Genomic DNA, 20,706 nt, shown 5'->3' with positions numbered 1-20,706 from the left:
CGACCCGCGCTGGTGCGGGCAAAAAAGGGAGTTGAGACAATGAGAAAAATTCTAATCATCGGCACGGCAATCGGCCTGCTCATGGGCACCGCCGCACGGGCCGAAGACCTGACTTTCGCTGTTGCCGGTCCATTGACCGGTCCGCTCGCCACGATTGGCGACCAGTTCAGGCAGGGTGCGCAAGCGGCGGCCGACGCGATCAACGCCAAGGGTGGCGTGATGGGCCGCCAGATCAAGCTGCAGTTCGAGGATGACCAGTGCGATCCGAAGCAGGCCGTCTCGGTCGCAAACCGCATCGCTGCAAGCGGCATCAACTTTGTCGACGGTCACGCCTGCTCCGGCTCGAGTATCCCCGCTTCCGCGGTCTATGCCGAAAATGGCACGCTGATGATGAGCCCGGCTTCCTCCAACCCGGCAATGACGGACGATGCTGCCGCCAAGGGCTGGACCAATATCATGCGTCTCTACACGCGTGACGACGCGCAGGGCGCTTTCATCGGCCCGTGGATCGCCAAGCAATATGCCGGCAAGAACGTCGCTGTCCTGCACGACAAGACGGCCTATGGCCAGGGTGTTGCGGATGCCGTGCGCGCCACCATGAACGCGAATGGCCTCAAGGAGATCCTCTTCGAAGGTATCAACCCAGGTGAAAAGGACTACAATGCCCTCGTGCTGAAGCTGAAGAACGCCAAAGTCGATGTCGTTTATTTCGGCGGATACCATCCGGAGGCCGGCCTGATCCTGCGGCAGGCGGCCGAGCAGAACTACAAGTTCCAGCTGATCATGCCCGATTCGATTGCATCGCCGGAATTCTGGCAGGTTGCCGGTTCCGCTGGCGAGGGCACGATGTTCGTCTTCCCGTCCGATCCACAGGCCAAGCCCGAGGCGAAGGAAGCCGTCCAGAAGATCCAGGCGGGCGGCTTCAAGCCGGAAGGCTTCACGCTCTTCTCCTATGCCGTGATCCAGGCTTTCGCCCAGGGCATCGAACGTGCCGGTTCGGACGATCCGACCAAGGTTGCCGAGGCGCTGAAGGATGGCAAGCCGATCGATACGGTCGTCGGCAGCGTCACCTTCGACCAGAAGGGCGACTTGAAGAACGCCAGCTACGACATCAACCGCTGGAGCAATGGCAGCTACGCCCCGATCGCAAAGTAACGAATGCGGGATAACCAAGAAGGAGGTCCGGCTCATGGCCGGGCCTCTTCATCCCACGAGGAAACATCAATGCTTCGGTGCGTGTCGAGAAAGTCAAGCAGGGCGAGATTTCGGTTGGCCCGTCCGTTCCGATGCAGAGTCTTTATCGTCATCGGTGCCAGCAATCGTTGAAAGCAAGATGAATTGCCTGTCCCGCCTATGCTAGGCTGTCATCATTGATGGCCTTGAACCGGACAATCGCGATGCCAGAGCCTGATCCAGAGGAAAAGATCGATTCGACGTTCCGCAACGGCTCGCTGACGGCTGCGGGGATCATTCTCGGCTTCTCGCTGAACTTCATCGGCCGCTGGCTCTCGAACCCCAACGACTGGAGTCGCATCGACATCGCCCCGATGGCATTGCTGACGATCGGTATCGCCCTCCAGGTGAAGGTATTTGCCGACCTGCTTGCGCGCGATTCCCTGATCGCCGCGAAATACGACCGCTCGCGGCGGCTGTTTCTAATCGGCCTCATCATCGTGGCGGCAGGGATAGCGCTCGCCTTGCTGAACGATATTCTGGGGCTTGGGTCGATGCAGATGTTGGGGTGACGCGCCAAGGTCGGCAGTTTGAGTGGCAAGGAACGGTCGAGTTCTTTCTTGCCGCCGGAATGACCCGACCGGGCGGTAGCGATGGGCCTGGCATCAGCCAAGCCGAAGATGCGACCTCGCCGCCTTAGGACAGCTGCAATCTGTGCGAACCTCTTGACGATCAGCAGTCCCCAACTCCCTCATGCTTTAGCCGGCTGACCGGATACCGTCCGAGATCTGACTGGTCGTCATTTCGAGGTTGCGGCTATCCCCTATGTCATGATGAATAAGCGCTCCGAGAACCAACAGGATGCGCCGCCGCCTTGACGCTGCCCACGATGAGACGATTTTCAATCTCGCGGATCATCCCTTTCGGCTCTCTTGTGATCTGGCTGTCGGCGGGAGTGCTTGTTGTCGCTCTTCTGGCCGCTTTTCAATATAGATCCGGGCTTTCCGAGCTTTCCGACTGGACGCGGGAGACCGGGACGTTTCTGGCCGAGAAGCTGGCGCAGCACGATGCGCACATGACGGCGCTTGCCGCGGTGATCCGCATGTCCCCAGCAGAGCCATCGGCGAGTGTTCAGGGCCTCGCCGAGTCGGTAACGGCCTTCTATCCCCGCATCACCGACATAGCGACGATCCACGTCGACGGAGCGAGCGCCCGCGTGATTGCCTACGGCAGGCCCGGCGGCCCCGTCTTCGAAGCGGAACATTCGGCCGGCGATCTGCCCGTGCTCGGCAAACCGGGCGAAACGGCTCTCCGGCCAATCCCGGAGCAGCATGCCTACGACATATACAAGCTCGTCGAAACCGGGCTGCTGCTGCGGTTGCGTATCAGCGCCGGCGGGCTTCTGGATATGGATCGCATTCCCCCGGGATATTCGGTCAGCCTGCTGCTCGGCGATACCGTGCTCTTTACCCATGCGGCACGCGCCACATCCATCCTGAACGTGAAGACCGGCCTTCTCGCCAGCAATCCGGGACAGCCGCTGCATCTGTTGATCAGCAGGGGGTTCAGCCTTGGCGAGCTCCTTCCCTTAAGGTTGCTGATGCCGCTGCTGATCGGAGCGGCGCTATTGGTCTGGCTGGGCGCGCAATATCGCAATGCGAGCCGGGAGAGGCGGAGGCAGGAGCTGCGTGCCACGCTGCTGGAGCAGGAGGCACGACTCGCCCATGCCGGCCGTGTCAATGCGCTGGGCGAAATGGCCTCGGGCATCGCCCATGAACTGACCCAGCCCATCGCCGCCATGCTGAGCCAGAGCCAGGCGGCGCGGCGGGCGTTGACCTTGGAACGCGCGGACATTCTCGAACAGGCGCTGGACGGCAACATCCGCGAGGCGAAGCGGGCGGGCGATATCCTTGGCCGCATGCGTGCCTATATCTCCGGTGCGGAGGCGCGGATCGAGAACGTAGCGCTGGCCGAGGCGCTGAACGATGCGTTGCGTCTCATTGAAGCGGATCTGGCGCAACAGGGCATCGCGCTCGACGTTACGATCGCCCAAGCGCCCTGCGTCGTTGCGGTCGATGTCATTTCGTTTCAGCAGGTCATCCACAATCTGATCCGCAATGCCGCCGATGCTGTCGTTGGCCAGCCGGGCGGGCGCGTTGTCCTCACGGCCGGTCCCGAGGGCGGACAGGCGATCGTTACGATCGCCGACAACGGACCGGGGATCGAACCCGCCTTGCTCGACCGCATCTTCGAGCCATTCTTCACCACCAAGCCGGACGGCATGGGGCTCGGTCTGCCGCTCTGTGTCCGGCTGATCGAAAAGATGGACGGCACGATCGAGGCACGAAACGACGCCGGCGGCGCCCGCTTTACCATTCGTTTGCCATCCGGAGGGGCGACATGATCTATCTCGTCGATGACGACGCCTCGGTGCGCGAGGCGCTGAAGCTGCTGCTTTCCACTTACGGGAAGGACGTGACGGCATTTCCGGATGCGGCGCATCTGCTCGCCCATATGGACAAGGCAAGGCCCGGCATATTGATCCTCGATCTGCGCATGCCGGCAATCAGCGGATTGCAGCTTCTGAAGAAATTGGCGGAGATGAACGTCGATTGGCCGGCAATCATGATCACCGGTCATGGCGACGTCGAAGCCTGCCGCCGCGCATTCAAGGCGGGCGTGGCGGATTTCCTTGCCAAGCCCGTCGACGAGCATGTGCTGATGGAAGCGATCGCATCCTGCGAAGCGCAGCTTGTCGAGCTTCTGGCGCGCAACGAAACCGGCCGCCTGCTGGACCAGCTCACCGCCCGGGAACGGGAGGTCATCGAACTTGTCTCGAAGGGCCTGGGTAGCAAGGAGATCGCGGCAGCGCTCGACGTTTCCGTCCGTACAGTGGATAGCCATCGGGCGAGCATCGCCATGAAGCTCGGCACGCCGGCAGTAGCCGAACAAACGCGCATCTGGCTCGCTGCCCATCGGTAATCCTACCGATATGCCTCCGTGGCGGTGCGAATTTCCGGCAGGCGATGCCCCGGCTAGACAGGCCTCCAGGAAACACAACGCCTTGGAGACTCCCGAAATGAAAAATGTCCTGCTTTCGCTCGCCCTCGCCGCCTCCTTCGCCGCTCCGGCGCTTGCGGACAACACCGTCAGGCAGACCAGCCTTGGAACCGCGCTTGCGGTCGATCTTGCCCAGGCTGCCGTTACCGCTTGCGCAGCCGATGGCTATAACGTCGCAGCCGCCGTCACCGACCGTTCCGGCATCCTGCTGGCACTGGTGCGCGCCGAGAATGCCGGCGCCCACACGGCAAATGCCGCTACCGCCAAGGCCTACACCTCCGCTTCCTCGCGCAACCCGACCAGCGGCATGGCCGAGACTGTTCAGAAGAACCCGGGCGCCGCGGGCCTGGCCGATATCCCGGGCTTCCTGGTGCTTGCCGGCGGCGTGCCGCTGAAGATCGGCAAGGACACGGTCGGCGCCATCGGCGTCGGCGGCGCTCCGGGCGGCACCTTCGACGAAGCATGCGCCATCAAGGCAATCGACAAGTTCGCCGATCGTCTGAAATAGGTTCTTGCCTTATGGAGATGAACGGGCCTGCCATACGGCAGGCCGGTTCATACGGTTAGTCGCTAGTGTCGGCGTGCCTTGGCCTCGCGGCGGCGGGCATGCAGGATTGCCTCGGTATAGCCATTGGGTTGCGTGCGGCCCTCGAATACCAGATCCTCGGCCGCTCTGAAGGCCGGGCCGTCGAAGGCCGGCGCCATCGGCAGGTAGTCCTTGTCACCGGCGTTCTGGCGGTCCACCAACTCCGCCATGCGACGCATCGCCTGCCGCACCTGCTTTTGGGTGACGATGCCATGCAGCAGCCAGTTGGCGACATGCTGGCTCGAAATGCGCAGCGTTGCGCGGTCCTCCATGAGCCGGACGTCATGAATGTCCGGAACGGTTGAGCATCCGATGCCCTGATCGACCCAGCGCACCACATAGCCGAGAATACCCTGGAGATTGTTCTCCAGCTCTTCCTCGATCTCCTCGGCAGAATAGGGGCGGGTGGCGAGCGGAAGGGTCAAAAGCCCCTCCAGCGTGCCGGCGCGCGGGCGGCCACGCAGGCCGTTCTGCACCGCTGACACGTCGGCCGCATGGTAGTGCAGCGCATGCAGCGTGGCCGCGGTCGGCGAGGGAACCCAGGCCACAGTCGCGCCCGAGCGCGGATGGCCGATCTTTTCCGAAATCAGGTCTGCCATCCGGTCCGGCGCGGCCCACATGCCCTTGCCGATCTGAGCGCGGCCGGGCAGGTTGCGGGCAATGCCGACATCGACATTGTTGTTCTCATAGGCCTCGATCCAGGCAGCCTGCTTCATTTCCGCCTTGCGCACAACGGGGCCTGCTTCCATCGCAGTGTGGATCTCGTCGCCGGTGCGGTCGAGAAAGCCGGTGTTGATGAAGACGGTACGGTCGCGCACGCGGGACAGGCAGCCGGCGAGGTTGAGCGAGGTGCGGCGCTCCTCGTCCATGGTCCCGATCTTCATCGTGTATTTGGGAAGGCGGACCAGCTCTTCGATGCGCTTGAACAGAAGGTCGGCAAGGCCGACCTCGTCGGAACCGTGCATCTTCGGCTTGACGATGTAGACCGAGCCGGTGCGGCTGTTGCGGATCCTGTTTTCGCCGCGGATGTCCTGCACGGCGCTGGCGACGGTGATGGCGCAGTCGAGGATCGCCTCGGGCACCTCCTCGCCGTTCTCGTCGAGGATTGCGTCGGTGAACATGTGGTGGCCGACATTGCGCACCAGCAGCAGCGAGCGGCCATGCAGGGTCAGGTTGCCGCCGGCAGGGGTCGTGTAGCTGCGGTCGCCTTCCAGCGTCCGTTCGATCTCCGTGCCGTTCTTCTCGATCCGGGCAGTCAAGGTGCCGCTCATCAGGCCGAGCCAGTTGCGGTAGGCGGCCACCTTGTCATCGGCATCGACGGCGGCAACGGCATCTTCCAGGTCCATGATGGTCGAGACGGCGGATTCGACGATCACGTCGGCAATGCCTGCCTTGTCTGACCGGCCGATCGCACTTTCGGGATCGATGACGAGTTCGATGTGAAGATTGTTGTTCGCGATCAGGATGGCGGTCGGCGCATGCCGCGGGCCGCGGAAGCCGGCAAGCTTGTCCGGGCTCTTCAAGCCATACCTGCCGCCGTTCTCGGATATTGCCAGCAGCCGGCCGCATTCGATGAGGTAGGCGGTCGCTTCGCTGTGGCTCATGCCGTCGAGCGGTGCGGCCTCGTCGAGGAAGCTGCGGGCGCGTGCGGCGACGGCGGCGCCGCGCACGGGATTATAGGCGGTGCCGCGCGCAGCACCGTCCGTTTCCGGAATGGCGTCGGTGGCATAGAGTGCGTCGTAGAGGCTGCCCCAGCGGGCGTTGGCGGCGTTCAGCGCATAGCGGGCATTGGAGAGCGGCACGACGAGTTGCGGGCCGGCGAGCGTGCCGATCTCCGCGTCGACGTTCTTGGTCGCGACCTGGTAGGCGTCGGGCGCCGGCGGATCACGCAGGTAGTCGATCTCGCGCAGGAAAGCCTCGTAGGCGGCCGCGTCGTGCGGGTTGCTTCTGTTCTGCCGGTGCCAGGCGTCGATCTTGTCCTGCATCTCGCCACGAACGGCGAGCAGTTCACGGTGCTTCGGAGCGAGGTCGCGAATGATCGAGGCAAGCTCCTGCCAGAATGGGCCGGGCTCGAGCCGGGCGCTGGGTAGAACCTCCTTCTCGACGAAGGCATGCAGGACGGGATGGACGGCGAGACCTGCGACGCGGTGATAGCTGTCGGGAATGGTCACGGAAGGAACTCCTCTGGTGGTTGCGGATGTCAATATCTGGCGCGCTGGAAGCGGGCCTACATCTGCTCCCGCGAAGTATGGCGCCCGCCGTTTGTGATCCATCTCATTGCAGATTTTGTATCCATTGACAATATAATCTCGATACAATATCGTATCCAAAATCGAAAACGGACGAGCTTCTCATTGTTTGCTGTGGAGGGTGAAAAAGGGCAAGCGAAGGAAGCGGACGAGGGTTGATGTCGGATCGACATGGACTTCGACGAGTGTGAGGCCAGCGCAGGTTAGGGCAGGCCGAGTCGCAGCTTGATACGGCCAGTTGTTTCGACCGCACCGTCGGAACTCCAGGATTTTCCCAGCCTCTCCCGACGCTCCTCGGTCGGGGGATGTTTCTATCCTGAGCGTTTTCTTATTCCCGCCGGAGTTTTATTTCCGTCGGACAAGGAAACGCTCAGGAGCTTTTCTGCGCCCGTAGGATTCATTAAAAAACAAAGAGATAAAGCAGCCGGTCCGCTCCGGCGCCAGACGAGATCCAAATGAGCTTGGACTTAGAGGCTGGACAGGCTCAACAGCGCCACCCCACGCAGGCTCTCAACCCGAGCTTCCGGCGGTCGCCGAACCAACCCCCATTTGATCGGTGCAAGTCACGCATAGCGCGACAGGATCTCGCTCAGATTGCGCTCGGCCCTCTTCCGCTGGCCAATATTGGCGCGGTCGAACACCTGCCCCAGATGCTTGACGATAGCGGCGGCAGCGGCTGCCGGATTGCGGTCGCGCAGCGCGTCTATGATTTCGGCATGTTCGTCCACGCTGCAGTCAGGCTCCTGATGCGTGCTGTGCTGGGCGAGAATCAGCGAGGTGCGGGAGATCAGCGTCTTCAGGAAACCGGCCAGCACCTCGTTGCCGGCCATGCGCGCCGCGAGAAGATGAAACTCCCCTGACAGCAAGATGGCGCGGGCATGGTCGTCGCCGTCGACCTTATGTTCGTCCTCGAGATGCTGCTGCAGCGTTCGGAGTTGTTTGTCGGTGATTTGGGCAGCCAGCTTGTGGAAAACCTCACGCTCGATGGCGTTGCGTGCCTCGAACACCTGGCGCGCTTCTTCCGGCGTGGTGGAAGCGACGAACGCGCCGCGGTTCTGGCGGAACTCGACCAGGGCTTCCGTGTGCAAGCGGTTGAGGGCCGCCCGCACGATCGTGCGGCTGACGGAAAAGAGCGTGCCGATGGTCTCTTCGCTCAGTTTCGTGCCGGGCACCAACTCCTGAGCCAGGATGGCTTGGAACAGGGCATTATAAACGGCATCGATCCTGGAGCCGCCTTTCTCATCCAGATCGGGGGCATTTGGGTTGTTCATCGTCGCATATCCTGCCGCGGCACCGCCATCGTGAATCTTTCTCTGTTCCCAATTGCCTTGGTGTTTTGAGAAAGACAAGGAAAATACGATAACGCAGGAGTTGTGGCCCGCATTGGCGCAAAAATGTGTCAGTTCGGCAGCAGCGCCGATACTGGAATGTATCCATCCGGCGCCTTGTGCGTTGCGCCTCGGCCAGCAGGGACGCGAAGGTGCCTGCGATACGGCTCGCTGCTCTATGATAAACCGCCCGTTATCCTCCCGGGCGGCTGATGGGGTGGGTTCACTTGGGAATCATGGTTCTCGGCTTGCCCGAAAGGGTGCCGCCTCGATGGGCGTTGCCGGTCGATGGCGAAAACGGACATTTCGGATCAGTGATAAGCAGGCGCATCATGAAATATTCGAGAAAGATCGCTCAGCAGGGTGGCAAGCGAGCATACACCGAGCCAGCTTGCCCATTCGCTACCGCCTTTCTCGCCAATCTGAAATAGTCGCGTTGCACGCCAACTAAATTCGTATCCATTTAGTAGAATATTTGGATACATATTGGTGCGACATCGGCTTGAAATCCACCTGCACGATACTGCGCAGTTTTCGCAGGATCATCGATGTCCCGTCTTGCGATCGTGACTATGCGGCGCCGGTGTTCAATGCCGGGGCAGCCATTCGTGGAGCACAGCTCGATCTCAGGCCCATGGTCGCGGCGTGCGCACATTGACGCGCATGCCGTTATGGACATAGAGGCGGGTGGAGTCGTCCGGATGCGACATGAAATGAAGCTGCCTGGATGCGGACTCATAGGAATGTTGTCCGGCGCGCCGCAATTCGTCCCTGATGGGGCCGGTGCCATGTGGCGGTCTTCCCCCGAACCAGTTCTCTTCATCCTGGGGGGACGCGATTTCCTCGACGACGAGGCTGTCTTCCGAACCTGCCCGGACCTGCATGGTGGCGTTGAGGCGAAGGTAAGTTCCGGCGATATCGGTGCCGGCCGGCAGGCGCCATGCGGTGTAGCTGGAAAGGGCATCCGTCCGCCCGGCGGCGGGCTGCAAACGAGCGGGATCGCCCAGGAGACCGGCGAGCACGTCCTCCGCCAGTTTTCCGAGCCGGCTGGCGGCCCAGACGGCATTGGTGGCGACGGACACCACTTGCCCGCGGCCCTCTGCGAGGCGAACGGCATAGGCTTGACCGGATGTCGTGCCATCATGTCCCCAACAGGCAAGGTCCGTGAATGTCGGGTACTTTGCCATGCCGAGACCCCAGCCGTCGTATCGCCAGCCGATCGTCGGTATCGTCGAGGAAGGTGACGGGTCCGCCGCGCTGGCATCGAGCCCGAACCGATGTCGCATGGCACGCGTCAGCCGGGCGAGATCGGCCGTCGTCGCGACCAGGCCGCCGCCGGGCGAAAGTGCCAGCGGGGCATACCACCGCGCTGCTGCAACCGGCGCTCGACCGGCTTCGGGAGCAGCGACATAGCCTGTGGCCGACGGCTGCATCAGCACCTCCTCCGGCCGGGCGGTTATGGAGTGATCTCCGATGTGGGCGGCGACGGTCATGCGCATCTGTTCTTCCCAGCATCTGCCGCAGAGCACTTCGGTCAGATAGCCGGCCAGGATGAAGGCCGGCCCGGAATAGGAAAACAGCTCGCCGGGCCGGGCAAGGAGAGGGGTCGCGGCGATAGCGCGGGCAGCCATCTTTCGCGCGCAGTCGCCGCGCCCGAGATCCACCCACCATTGCGACTCCAGTCCGCTGGTGTGATTGAGGAGATGGCGGACCGTCATGTCGTGAAAGGCGCGCTCGTTGCTTGCCTTGAGGTCGGGGGCGATGGCGATCACGGGCGTATCGACCGAAAGGCCGCGGGCAGCCATCACCTCGAGCAGGACGAAGGCGGTAATCACCTTGGAGACCGAGCCGAGCTGAAACGTGGTTTCCTCGCCGACCGCGAAGCCGGTGCGCACATCCGCCACGCCTGCGTTGAAAGAGCGAATGCTGTTGCCGTCATCGATGGCGAGCGAAATGCCGGGGGCCTTGGTCTCTTCCAGCCAGCTTGTCAAAACATCCTGCATGGTGGTGCGGTCTCCTTGGTTGGTTTCGCAAGGTTGCGATGGATTTGCCCTTTCCCCGGCCGCCTCCTGCCCGCTGGGGACGGGAGGCAGAAGGCGGCCGCCCTGCGAGCCCGGCTATGCTGCGTCGGCGCGGCGCAGGTCGACGATGCTCGCGGTCGTCAGAAGGCGAGACAGGGGAACAGTGAGTCCTTGCAGCATGACGGAGCGTGCCCATCCGCCAGGCTCCCGCTCCGCCGGTACGGAGAGGCTGTCGAGGTCATAGATGTTCGAAAGCGCCGTAAAACGCCCGCCTTCGGCCGATAATGCCCGTGGCGGGCCGGCGTCACTGCGGATATCGGGCCAGGGGATGCTCGGTGTGAGCAGGATGTCGAGGCCTTCCGCCTTGGCGCTGTCGAGGAAACGCTGCCGGTGTTCGGCCAACCGCCGCCGCGCCGCGCCGGCCTCCTGCGGCTCTATCGACGCCCCGGCCTGCATCACGCGATAAACGTCGGGATGATAGATGTCGGCATGCTCGACCATCAGACGGCGATGGAAGAGCCAATTCTCGAAATTCATGACGAGGAAAAAATCCTCCATGGCCTCCGGCGTCAGCCAAAGCGAAGTCGGCACGACCTTATGGCCCGCATCTGCAAGCCGCGAGGCGGCGAGACGCAAGGCCGAGGCAGCTGCCGGATCGATATTCATCCAGCCGATCTCCGGAACGCCGATGGTCGGTCGATCCCGGTCGACGATCGCCCGGTCCTGTGGGGTGGCAAATAGCGACGGACATTGCTCGAAGACGGTGACGAGGTCTTCGGCGCTGCGTGCAAGCAGACCGGTGCTCTGTCCGGAGAGCGCGCCATTGACCTGACCTTCGTCGGAAAGCACGCCCTCGCGCGGCCGCAGCCCCGCGACGCCGGCAAGCGCTGCGGGATGGCGGATCGAGCCGGCGGCGTCGCTGCCGAGGGCAAGGCGGGTAAAGCCGGCGGCAACCGCCCACGCCCCGCCAACCGTCGAGCCGCCGGCAAAGAATTCCGCGCCGCGCAGGGATTGCGTCGCCGCCGGGCCGGCGCTGGAACAGAACTGATGCGTCGCCTGCTTGCCGACGATCACCGCGCCCGCCTCCTGCAGCCGCGTCACGGCCGGGCTTTGAGAAAGCCCGAGAATGTGCCCGACATCGGCTGACGTACCGGCTTTCGTGGGCAGGCCGGATACGACGATCGTGTCCTTGACCCCGACCGGCACGCCGAACAGGCCCGCCTTCGGCGGCGAAACCGAAATCTTGCCGATCCGGTCGAGTTCGCTTGCCAGCCACTCCCGATTGATGGCGCAGAAGGATTTCAGCGTAGCGTCCCGGCGTTCGATTTCGGCCAGCAGCGAGGTGTAGTGCGCTTGCAGCATATCCGGTCGGGATACCGCTTCCTGGATGAGTGCTGTCAGAGCCTGGTCAAAGAACATCGGGATAATCCGTCATCTGTCTCTCGGGAGGGTGGCGATGCCGTGCATGGATTGCGCTTCGTTGGCTCGCCGGGTCAAAACGCGCCGAGCCGGGAGAGGCCGCATCTGCGGCTTGTTATGTGCAGCGCTCATCCGCTCCGGCGAACCGCAGGACATGGATGCAACCGGCGAGGAGAAGATCGGCGCCGTTTTGTCGAAGGCGCCGGTCGTATCCGCATCCGGTTGCAATCCGCCGACCGTCGTGTGGTGAATGACGAGCGGCGGCACACGGTCAGGGCATCATTCGATATTGCCGATATCGCCGGCCGGGGCGGGCATGTTCACGACGATGTCGTCGATGATGACGTCGGGATAGCCGTAGTGAGCGGCGATAGCCTGCAGCGTGCCTTCGGCCTTCATCGACTTCAGCGCGGTTTCGATCGCCTTCGTTAGTTCCGTCTCGCCCTTCAGCACCGCAAAGCCGCCATTGGCGAGCTTCCAGCCGCGCGGGCTGTTGTCCGGGCGGATGATGCGGAACTGACCGGCATTCTCCTTGCTGTTCAGAACGGTCGTAGCCGAGACGAGGCCGGTGATTTCCGAATTCACCGATCCGCTCTTGACGGCCAGCAGCGCGGCGTTCGGATCGGGAAAGGTCCTGACATCGATCTTCTTCTTGCCGAGCGAGGCGCACTTCGGCTGCAGCTGCTCCTCGACCCAGGGGCCGAACACGTCGCCGTTGATGCGGCTCACGGACTTGCCGCAGAGATCCATCAGGCCATTGATCGACGTATCATTGTCGCGGACGAGCACGACGAGGCCAAGCGTGGTGTAGTTGACGAAGTTGAGGAGTTCCTCGCGCTTCGGGTTGTCGCCCATGCCGGCGGCGATCATGTCGTCCTTGCCTGCCTGCAGGCTCGGGATGGTGCCTTCAAACTTAAGGTTGTCGAAGGTGATGCCGACGCCCAGCTTGGCTGCGACGGCCCGTACGACGTCGATCTCGATGCCGGTGAGCTCGTTCTTGTCGTCGAAATACATCCACGGCGCATAGGGTGCCGAGACGGCGAGCCGGAGCTTGCCGTTGAACTTGGCGGGGACGAGGGCTGCCGCCGCCTGGTCCTTGGTGATGGTCTTGTCCAGTACGACCTGATCGGTCGCCTCGGCGCGGGCCACTCCGGCGAAGGCCGCGCAGGACAATGCGGCGGCAACGAACGGGGCGAGAATCGTTTTCGAAATATGCATGCGAGTGCCTTTCCGTGGACTGTTAAAGGAGCCTGCGAAGAAATTCCCGGGTGCGGTCATGCTTCGGATCGAGCAGGACTTCGCCCGGTGGGCCCTGCTCGACGATCTCTCCATCCGCCATGAAGATCACGCGATCGCAGACCTCCCTGGCGAAGCCGATTTCGTGGGTGACGACGATCATGGTCATGCCTTCACGCGCCAGGGTCCGCATGACTTCGAGCACGTCGCCGACAAGTTCGGGGTCGAGCGCGCTGGTCGGCTCGTCGAAAAGCATGACGCGCGGCTTCATCGCCAGCGCTCGGGCAATCGCGATGCGTTGCTGCTGGCCGCCGGAAAGCTGCGCGGGATAATGGTCGGCCCAGTCGCGGAGGCCGACGAGATCGAGCAGGCGCCGCGCCTCCCGCTCCACCTCGGCGCGCGGCTGCTTGAGGACGAGGGTCGGCCCTTCCATGATGTTTTCGAGCACGGTCATGTGCTGGAACAGATTGAAGCCCTGGAACACCATGCCGATCGAGCGGCGCTGGAAGGAGAGGAGCTTGTCCGAAACCTCGTGCAACTCGCCGTCCCGCAGCGTGTAGCCGACAGGCTCGCCGGCAACGAGCACGCAGCCGCTGTCCTGGCCCTCCAGCCGGTTCATGCAGCGCAGAAGCGTGCTCTTGCCCGAGCCGCTCGGCCCGATCAGCGCGACGACCTCGCCTTCGAGCACATCGAGATCTATGCGCTTGAGAACGACCTTGTGGCCGTAGGATTTCGTGAGGGTTTTCACCCGAACGAGAGGATGAACGGTCATGGTCAAGCCTTTCCGGCGATGGCAGCGAGGCGCAGGCCCTGGCGGCGGCCCGGCAGGCGGCGGACGCGAGGGCGGGCGACGGACTGGCCGAAGCGGCGCTCGAGCCACGACTGGGGAATGGTGAGAAGCGAGACCAGGGCCAGGTACCAGATGCTGGCCACGATCAGCAGCGGGATGATCTGGAATGTCTGCGAATAGACGTTCTGCAGGTTGGTCATCAGGTCGTTACCCGCAATGACCGAGACCAGCGAGGTGCCCTTCAGCATGGCGATCACCTCATTGCCCATCGGCGGGATGATGACCCGCAGCGCCTGCGGCATCACAACCCGGCGGAAAGCCTGCGACCGCGTCATGCCGACGGAGCGCGCCGCTTCGAGCTGCCCCCGAGGCACGGAAAGGATGCCGCTGCGCACAATCTCCGCCGAATAGGCGGCCGCATTGAGCGAGAGAGCCAGGACCGCAGCCACCATGGGCGTGACGACATCGGAAGTCGGGACGGAGAATATGGTGCCGAGCCACGGCAGGCTCAGCGAGATATCCGGGGTGAAGATGCCGAGATAGCCCCAGAAGATGAGCTGTACGAGCAGCGGCGTACCACGGAAGATCGAGATGTAGAGCCGCGCCAGGCTCGACAGAACGATATTGTCGGACAGGTTCATGACGGCAAGCAGGATCGCGCCGGCGATGCCGGCGACCATGGAGATCGCCGTCAGATAGAGCGTGACGCCGACGCCCCTCAGGGTCACGTCCTTGAAGAGGTACTCCCAGATGACCGCCCGGTCGACCACCGGATTCTCCAGGAAGCGCCACAGGATGAATGCGAACAGAAGGATGCAGACGACGGCCGCCACCGGTGTCCACGGCTGCGGCCGGGGGATGACGGGTGCGTCGTCGGGCAGGTCGGGAACATCCCAGCTCCGGGTGTCTGCGGGGGTGCCGCTTGGGCTGCCTTGAGCCGGTCCTATCATTGATGCGGCCTCCCCGATGCGTGAAGATTTGGATGTGGCCGTTCCATCCGGGCGGCTTTACTGGGGCATTGAAGCATCGGTATCCTCCAGATCGTCTCTGCGATATTGAACGCATTCAGCTTTTCCAATGAATGCAATTTTCAATATTTTTGTGTACAATACTTGTGCGTGGCAGACGCGCTTATCCAGGCGACGCAATCCGATATGGATGCGGCGCGTTCGCATGGTGTGTTGAAAGTCACATTGGAAGGCGGGCCGGTGTGCCGGCTGCGATTACGAGAGCCGCGACCTGACGAGGATCTCCGCCAGTTGCTCGACTTCCCGGTACGTCGTTCTCAATTCCGTCTCGTAACTATCGAGTATGCGCTCTTCGAGCGAGGCGAGCAGAGAAGCGGTAGAGTAGTTGCGCACCACGAAGATAACGTCGAAGCCGAATTTTTCGGCATAGCGGGGCAGGAGATCGAGCAGCCTCGCCTGCTGGCCTGCCGTCATGGCACGCAAGCCGGAGGATTGCTGTTCGTTTTCGACGATTTGCACCGCTTTTACGGCCGGATCGAGTGGCGTGTAAGCCTTCAGGACCTCCAGGCGCTCCGCAACGCTGGCCGCGTGAAACTGGTCCCGCAGGGCTGCATAGATGCTGTCCGGCTCCGTGAGCGGTACCGTCGCGCTATCGAAGGCTCGCCCGGCGAGAAATGCTCCGTTGCGAAAGCAGGCTCCGAAGGCTTCGATGAAGCCCGCCCGGTCGAAACCCGGGTTTTGCGACGCCTTGCCGGCGTCCGGCGCAGTCTGATCTATTGGCATCATGTCTCCTCCCTCGGCTGTAGCGCCCGTTGGGCTACCCCGATCCCTTCCTCTCACTGCAGCTCATGGCGCCGCGCATTGCACCCACCTCAGCCAGAAGTGTCGATGCACAATGCTCCCAAAGAGCCGCCAATATCGTATTCGGGTGTGACAGCCTCCTCAAGCTTGTCGACAATTATGTATACGATATTTGAAAGAAAATGTATAGTCATTATATTCGTAGTGGATACGATTTCTGTCGTCAGAGAGCCGGCTATCCATATAGGGGCGATACGCCCAGGTTCGACAGCTCGACCTCGGTCGGCGTCGGGGTTTTCGCACGGCTGCGCTTTTCGGCGGGCAGGAACTGGCCTGCGTCCGTCCTGCCGCAGAAAGAATGGTATTCCGCAATGACTTCGCCGCGCAGGATAGTGATCGCCGGCCAGCCCTTTATGAGCATCCCCTCGTAGGGCGTATAATCGACCGCGTGGTGGAGGCGGCTGTTGGCGATCGTCGTCTCGTACTGGTCGTCCCAGATGCAGAGATCGGCGTCGCTTCCGATGGCGATGGTGCCCTTGCGTGGATAGAGGCCGTATATCTTGGCGGCGTTGGTCGAATTGAGCGCCACGAACCGGTTGATGTCGATCCGTCCCTTGATGACACCTTCGGAGAAGAGGATGGGCGAGCGGGTCTCCACGCCGGGCACGCCGCTTGAGATGCGGTTGAATGGCACGTCGCTGCCATGCGGAAATTTTCCCGAGGAGTCGAAGCGGTAGGGGCTGTGATCGGAAGAGAAGACGTCGAAGAAGCCGTTCTCCAGTCCTTCCCAGATCGCCGCTTCATTGCCGGGCCAGCGCGGCGGCGGGCTGCACTGCGCCTTGGCGCCCTCCAGGCCGGGCCGATCGAGATCGGTCGAATCGAGCGCGATATATTGCGGGCAGGTTTCGGCGTAGACTTGAACGCCGCGGCGGCGTGCGCTCTCTATCAGGCCGATGGAGTCGCCGGCTGAGACGTGGACGACCATCAGCGGAACGCCGGTCAGTTCTGCAAAGGCGGTCATCCGGTAGATGGCCTCCTGCTCGATGATGGCGGGTCGGGCGGCCGGATGGTATTTCGGCGCATGAAGATTGCGCTCCAGCAGCTGCTCCGTCATCCAGGCGACACCGGCGGCATTCTCGCAGTGAACCATCACCATTGCACCCTCGCGGCTGGCGGCAGCCATCGCATTCAGCAACTGGTGGTCCTTCAGCATCACGTCGTCATAGACGGTGAAGAATTTCAGCGACGTACAGCCGCCGGCGATGATGCCGGGCAGTTCCTCGCGCAACGCGGCCGTCGTCGGGTCCGCGATAATGAGGTGAAAGTTGTAGTCGATCGCGGTCTTCCCGCCGGCGCGCTCGTGATATTCCTCGATGGCCCAACGCAACGATTGCCCGCGGTTCTGCGTCGCGAACGGGATCATCGTCGTGGTCCCGCCGCAGGCGCCGGCAATGCTGCCCGTCGTGAAGGTGTCGGCCGTCAGTCCGCCGCTCGTCTGGCGCTGGTCGACATGGAGATGGCTGTCGACGCCACCCGGAAGTACCCAACGCCCGCCGGCGTCGATTTCCCGGCGGCCGGGCCCGATCGACTGGCCGAGCGTGTGGATGCGACCGTCAACGATGCCGATATCGGCGACAAAAATATCCGATGCCGTTGCGCAGCGAGCGCCCCGGATGACGAGGTCGAATTGGGACATGGGAAACTTATTTCCGATCTTTTGAAAGAGGAATGATCTGCGGCGCCGTTCCCCCGCGTGGCACGATGTCCGCCGTCAGCTGATAGCGTTCGGGGTGGTAGAAGCCACTGATGAAGGCGACGGGCGCGCCGCGGTCGTCGAAATACAGCCGTTCGACGGCGATCACCGGCGTTGCCGGTGCCAGTTCGAGGTAGGCGGCGAAGTCTTCCGGTATCGCCGCCGCAATGATGTTCTGTTCGCCGGAAGCGATGCGGACGCCGGCGCGCCGCAGGATGCGTTCGGTCGGCTGTTCATGGCTGGCAAAGTCTTCGGGGTGAATGGCGGAGACCAGGCTGGCCGGGAAATGGCCTTCGCCCACCATGAAGGGCTGATCGTTCTGGAGAATGATCGTATTCTCATGGCAGACGCCGGCGCCGACAGGAATGCGCAGGCGCTCGGCGACCTTGGCGGAGGCGGGGATGGTTGCGGTGTTCAGCAGCTTGAAGCTCAGGTGCCGGTCCAGCGCGAGAATGTCCTCCAGATAGGCCCGCAGGCGGACCGACTGGAGCGCATCGCGCAAGGCGGCGACGAAGGTGCCGACGCCTTGGCGCCGCACCACGAACAGATCGGCCACCAACCCGTCGAAGGCCCGGCGCAGCGTGATGCGGCTTACGCCATATTCGCGGCAGAGCTGCTCTTCGGTCGGCAACAATTCACCTGCCTTGAACTCGCCCGACGAAATACGGCGTTGCAGATCGTACTGCACCTGCATGTAGAGCTTTCCGGCTATCGGTGATCCCATCATTCGCCTCGTCCCAGTTTGATGCGGCGCTAGCCGGCAATTGTCTTCGTCACCGTCGGCGCCTGTTCGGCAATCCATTCGATTCCCAGTTTCTCCACGGTGCGCCCGGTCTCGCGAAAATTGCAACGGAATCCTGCGTTGACAAGATCGATCATCGCCGTCGTCAACGGTGTCGGGCAGCCGACGAGCCGCGCCAGACCCTCGAAGGGCACGAGGTCGCAGGGCAGGTCCTCGGTAAGGTAGCGCATCTGCAGTTTCGGTCCGAAGCGCAGCACCTCCTCCAGCCGTGTGCCGGGCGGATAGGCAAGAGCGTCGAAATCGGCGACCGGCAAAGGCGTGAGGCCGAGCGCCCGAACCACCGCCATGCGCTCCTTTTCGAAGGCCTGGGCAAGATTTACGATATGATCCGTATAGGCCTCACTGAAATGCAGCACCCCGCAGGTGAGGTCGCCGTGATCCGAATTCAGCAGGCCGAGATGGCCGAGCATGACCGGCAGGTGGCCGAGGCTGTTCGGATTGTTAAGGCCGCATTGCAGCGCGTTCGGACCGATTTTCAACTCCGGCCACAGGGAGCCGATCCGCTCGATCGCGAATTCCGCATCCCCGCTTGCGAGCCCTGAAAGTTCCAGCCACAGCTTGTGGCTGCGCGCGACGACGTGGGCCGGGCTTGGGCGGCCTGAAAGATGGAGCGAGTTGATCGTCTCGACGATTTTCGGCCGGGCCGTGCAGCCGGCAGTGCGCAGGGCCTGCTGGAAGACGCGTCCTCCGCCGACATAGCCGCAATGCAGGACGACCAGATGACGGTCGGTGAGCACGCTTGCCAGATAGCGCGCGACGTTCTCATGCTGATCCGCCGTCACGGAAACCATGATCGTCGTGGCGCGCGCCAGCTCTCCCGGTTCGCTCGCCATGGGCGGCAGGGCCAGCAGGCCTTCGCCGAAAATACCGGAATAGAGGAAACCTCCTTGAGTGCGCACTGCCGCCTCGACGGCGGGATCAACGTCATACCACGCATCGACGTGCATGCCGCGAAGCGTGGCATGTGCTGCAAGCCCCGCGCCCGAAGCGCCCATTCCAACAAACGACCATCTATCCTGCATCAAATATCCTCTTGCGGCCAGGTTTGATTTGTGATGTCATCATAACAACATGACAACTCGAGCTGTCAAGACTCGAAATAGGAGGAGGAACACGATGCAGCGGCGTCTCGAATAAGCTTGCTGACAGGAGCGCGAGGGAGGGCTCGCACGGCAGCCATGGCGAAAAATCGGGAGAGGCAAGCTGATGAACTGAAAGGTTCATAAGCGGGTCGCTGCTCGCGATGCTATTGCCGCACGGAAAGGAAATAGCCGGCCGACGCTCGGCGGTCTGTTTCCCCGAGCCGCTCCCCCTTCTTCCCCGGCACCAATCCAGTTCTTGCAGCGACCTGCCTCTTTGCCTTCGGCTTGCGCCTTGGGAGGTTCGCGCAGATTCCGGTCATCGACCGGGCTCTTCAATGTCTCTTCATGGCCGATGGGCAGGTGGCCGAAGAAAGTGTGTCAGGCGAGCTTCTCGCCGATCCGAAGCATGAGCCATCCAGGAATTTCTCCGCAGACTTCTCCAACGACCAGAAAGAAGCTCGCATGAAACTGCACAGACACGCATTCCTCGCCGTTGCCTTCGTGGCCGGGACTTCGGCCTTCGGCAGCGCCTTTTCAGCCGCGGCTGCCGATGCCACCGATCAGACCGTGGTCGGCAAGACCATAACGAAGGACGAGGCGATCGCCGCCCTCGTTCCCGCCAAGTTCAAGGGCGCGTTGCGCTTCGTCACTTCTGCCCCCTATCCGCCCTTCGAATATTATGACGAAACGAACAAGCTGGTGGGTATCGATATCGACGTGGCACACGCCATCGCCGCGAAGATGGGCGTAACGATCACCTTCGACAATACACAGTTCGACGGCATTATCCCGGGCATCCAGGCGCGCAAATACGAGGTCATCGCCTCTTCCATGGGCGATACGGTGGAGCGCGAGAAAGTGCTCAACTTCATCGACTACACCACGCTCGGCAATGTCGTGCTCGCACGGGCGCATGACCAGTCGATCAACGATCTCACCGATTTGTGCGGCAAGATCGTCACCCGCCAGAGCGGGGATGTCTTCGCCACCTTCATCGACAAGGTTCAGCCCCAATGCAGCAGCGCGGGCAAGGCGAAGATCACCATCAAGACGCTGCCGGATTCCAACGCCGCGTTGCTTGCAATCAAGAGCGGCTCGGCCGATGCGCAGATCGTCAATATGTCGGCGGCCGAAAGCCTCGTTGCCGCCGAGGAGAATGCCGGTCTGTTCCGCATCGTCAAGTCCGCGAACAGGGCCTATGGCTGGAGCCCGCAGAACGGTGGTTTCGGTGTCCTGAAATCGGAAACCGGCCTTACCGCGGCCATCGAGGCGGCGATGAAGGCGATCAAGGCTGACGGCACGCTGGCGGCTATTGCCGAACATTACGGCCAGCCCAGCGTCATCATCGACAAGGTGGGCGTCAACACGCCGACAGACGGCGAGATGTGACCGGCTGACAGCGCAGCATCCCGCGGGAGGGCGGTTGCTTGCCGCCCTC

Annotated in this window: 17 protein-coding genes; 6 read left to right on the top strand and 11 right to left on the bottom strand. The window is 62.6% G+C overall.

Annotated elements, in window-relative coordinates:
* Positions 1–39: 39 nt before the first annotated feature.
* The 5 genes from ACQZ6J_RS23910 to ACQZ6J_RS23890 all read left to right on the top strand — a co-directional run bounded on the left by ACQZ6J_RS23910 (position 40) and on the right by ACQZ6J_RS23890 (position 4,741).
* Positions 40–1,155 (top strand): branched-chain amino acid ABC transporter substrate-binding protein, encoded by a 1,116-nt coding sequence (locus ACQZ6J_RS23910; protein ID WP_163989004.1) that lies wholly within the window; start codon positions 40–42, stop codon positions 1,153–1,155.
* A gap of 242 nt (positions 1,156–1,397) precedes the next feature.
* Positions 1,398–1,745, top strand: a complete 348-nt coding sequence (locus ACQZ6J_RS23905) for a hypothetical protein (protein ID WP_163989007.1) — start codon at positions 1,398–1,400, stop codon at positions 1,743–1,745.
* 317 nt (positions 1,746–2,062) lie between these two features.
* Entirely contained in the window at positions 2,063–3,577 is a 1,515-nt protein-coding gene (locus tag ACQZ6J_RS23900) for a sensor histidine kinase (protein ID WP_449085880.1), read from the top strand.
* Positions 3,574–4,155, top strand: a complete 582-nt coding sequence (locus ACQZ6J_RS23895) for a response regulator transcription factor (protein WP_449085879.1) — start codon at positions 3,574–3,576, stop codon at positions 4,153–4,155. Before ACQZ6J_RS23900 ends, ACQZ6J_RS23895 begins: the two co-directional genes overlap by 4 nt.
* A 97-nt stretch (positions 4,156–4,252) precedes the next feature.
* Positions 4,253–4,741 (top strand): GlcG/HbpS family heme-binding protein, encoded by a 489-nt coding sequence (locus ACQZ6J_RS23890; RefSeq protein WP_449085878.1) that lies wholly within the window; start codon positions 4,253–4,255, stop codon positions 4,739–4,741.
* Positions 4,742–4,803: 62 nt separating this feature from the next.
* Here ACQZ6J_RS23890 and ACQZ6J_RS23885 read toward each other — a convergent pair whose 3' ends face one another.
* The 11 genes from ACQZ6J_RS23885 to ACQZ6J_RS23835 form a co-directional block, all read right to left on the bottom strand.
* Positions 4,804–6,990 carry a malate synthase G gene (locus ACQZ6J_RS23885; protein WP_449085877.1) on the bottom strand — a complete coding sequence of 729 codons (2,187 nt, stop codon included), beginning with the start codon at positions 6,988–6,990 and terminating at the stop codon, positions 4,804–4,806.
* Positions 6,991–7,631: 641 nt separating this feature from the next.
* Positions 7,632–8,339, bottom strand: a complete 708-nt coding sequence (locus tag ACQZ6J_RS23880; RefSeq protein ID WP_449085876.1) for a GntR family transcriptional regulator — start codon at positions 8,337–8,339, stop codon at positions 7,632–7,634.
* 683 nt (positions 8,340–9,022) lie between these two features.
* Positions 9,023–10,399, bottom strand: a complete 1,377-nt coding sequence (locus ACQZ6J_RS23875; protein WP_449085875.1) for a serine hydrolase domain-containing protein — start codon at positions 10,397–10,399, stop codon at positions 9,023–9,025.
* Between the two features lie 114 nt (positions 10,400–10,513).
* Positions 10,514–11,836: an amidase family protein gene (locus ACQZ6J_RS23870; RefSeq protein WP_449085874.1), complete on the bottom strand. Its 1,323-nt coding sequence runs from the start codon at positions 11,834–11,836 to the stop codon at positions 10,514–10,516.
* Positions 11,837–12,115: 279 nt separating this feature from the next.
* Complete coding sequence (locus tag ACQZ6J_RS23865; RefSeq protein WP_449085873.1) at positions 12,116–13,054, bottom strand: transporter substrate-binding domain-containing protein; 939 nt, start codon at positions 13,052–13,054, stop codon at positions 12,116–12,118.
* Between the two features lie 22 nt (positions 13,055–13,076).
* Entirely contained in the window at positions 13,077–13,844 is a 768-nt protein-coding gene (locus tag ACQZ6J_RS23860) for an amino acid ABC transporter ATP-binding protein (RefSeq protein WP_449085872.1), read from the bottom strand.
* A 2-nt stretch (positions 13,845–13,846) separates the two neighbouring features.
* Positions 13,847–14,812, bottom strand: coding sequence for an amino acid ABC transporter permease (locus tag ACQZ6J_RS23855; RefSeq protein WP_163989027.1), 966 nt, complete (start codon positions 14,810–14,812; stop codon positions 13,847–13,849).
* 273 nt (positions 14,813–15,085) lie between these two features.
* The gene (locus ACQZ6J_RS23850; protein ID WP_449085871.1) at positions 15,086–15,613 is read right to left on the bottom strand and encodes a 2-oxo-4-hydroxy-4-carboxy-5-ureidoimidazoline decarboxylase; all 528 of its coding nucleotides are present in this window, start codon (positions 15,611–15,613) and stop codon (positions 15,086–15,088) included.
* A gap of 253 nt (positions 15,614–15,866) precedes the next feature.
* On the bottom strand, positions 15,867–17,327 hold the full coding sequence (hydA, locus tag ACQZ6J_RS23845) for a dihydropyrimidinase (protein ID WP_449085870.1): 1,461 nt from the start codon (positions 17,325–17,327) through the stop codon (positions 15,867–15,869).
* Between the two features lie 7 nt (positions 17,328–17,334).
* Positions 17,335–18,108: a GntR family transcriptional regulator gene (locus tag ACQZ6J_RS23840; protein ID WP_449085869.1), complete on the bottom strand. Its 774-nt coding sequence runs from the start codon at positions 18,106–18,108 to the stop codon at positions 17,335–17,337.
* A gap of 29 nt (positions 18,109–18,137) precedes the next feature.
* On the bottom strand, positions 18,138–19,208 hold the full coding sequence (locus ACQZ6J_RS23835) for an NAD/NADP octopine/nopaline dehydrogenase family protein (protein ID WP_449085868.1): 1,071 nt from the start codon (positions 19,206–19,208) through the stop codon (positions 18,138–18,140).
* A gap of 522 nt (positions 19,209–19,730) precedes the next feature.
* Between ACQZ6J_RS23835 and ACQZ6J_RS23830 the strand changes: the two genes are divergently transcribed.
* Positions 19,731–20,657 carry a transporter substrate-binding domain-containing protein gene (locus ACQZ6J_RS23830; RefSeq protein WP_449085867.1) on the top strand — a complete coding sequence of 309 codons (927 nt, stop codon included), beginning with the start codon at positions 19,731–19,733 and terminating at the stop codon, positions 20,655–20,657.
* Positions 20,658–20,706 lie beyond the last annotated feature (49 nt).

This window comes from Rhizobium sp. A37_96 (assembly GCF_053521765.1).
The sequence above is the reverse complement of the archived record's forward strand: the minus strand, read 5'-3'. Positions and strand labels throughout refer to the sequence as shown.

Coding starts and splice junctions, on each gene's coding strand:
- ACQZ6J_RS23890 (WP_449085878.1), top strand. CDS start 4,253: ATGAAAAATGTCCTGCTTTCGCTCGCCCTCGCCGCCTCCTTCGCCGCT.
- ACQZ6J_RS23860 (WP_449085872.1), bottom strand. CDS start 13,844: ATGACCGTTCATCCTCTCGTTCGGGTGAAAACCCTCACGAAATCCTAC.
- ACQZ6J_RS23880 (WP_449085876.1), bottom strand. CDS start 8,339: ATGAACAACCCAAATGCCCCCGATCTGGATGAGAAAGGCGGCTCCAGG.
- ACQZ6J_RS23910 (WP_163989004.1), top strand. CDS start 40: ATGAGAAAAATTCTAATCATCGGCACGGCAATCGGCCTGCTCATGGGC.
- ACQZ6J_RS23900 (WP_449085880.1), top strand. CDS start 2,063: ATGAGACGATTTTCAATCTCGCGGATCATCCCTTTCGGCTCTCTTGTG.
- ACQZ6J_RS23840 (WP_449085869.1), bottom strand. CDS start 18,108: ATGGGATCACCGATAGCCGGAAAGCTCTACATGCAGGTGCAGTACGAT.
- ACQZ6J_RS23830 (WP_449085867.1), top strand. CDS start 19,731: ATGAAACTGCACAGACACGCATTCCTCGCCGTTGCCTTCGTGGCCGGG.
- ACQZ6J_RS23850 (WP_449085871.1), bottom strand. CDS start 15,613: ATGCCAATAGATCAGACTGCGCCGGACGCCGGCAAGGCGTCGCAAAAC.
- ACQZ6J_RS23870 (WP_449085874.1), bottom strand. CDS start 11,836: ATGTTCTTTGACCAGGCTCTGACAGCACTCATCCAGGAAGCGGTATCC.
- ACQZ6J_RS23905 (WP_163989007.1), top strand. CDS start 1,398: ATGCCAGAGCCTGATCCAGAGGAAAAGATCGATTCGACGTTCCGCAAC.
- ACQZ6J_RS23875 (WP_449085875.1), bottom strand. CDS start 10,399: ATGCAGGATGTTTTGACAAGCTGGCTGGAAGAGACCAAGGCCCCCGGC.
- ACQZ6J_RS23895 (WP_449085879.1), top strand. CDS start 3,574: ATGATCTATCTCGTCGATGACGACGCCTCGGTGCGCGAGGCGCTGAAG.
- ACQZ6J_RS23855 (WP_163989027.1), bottom strand. CDS start 14,812: ATGATAGGACCGGCTCAAGGCAGCCCAAGCGGCACCCCCGCAGACACC.
- hydA (WP_449085870.1), bottom strand. CDS start 17,327: ATGTCCCAATTCGACCTCGTCATCCGGGGCGCTCGCTGCGCAACGGCA.
- ACQZ6J_RS23835 (WP_449085868.1), bottom strand. CDS start 19,208: ATGCAGGATAGATGGTCGTTTGTTGGAATGGGCGCTTCGGGCGCGGGG.
- ACQZ6J_RS23865 (WP_449085873.1), bottom strand. CDS start 13,054: ATGCATATTTCGAAAACGATTCTCGCCCCGTTCGTTGCCGCCGCATTG.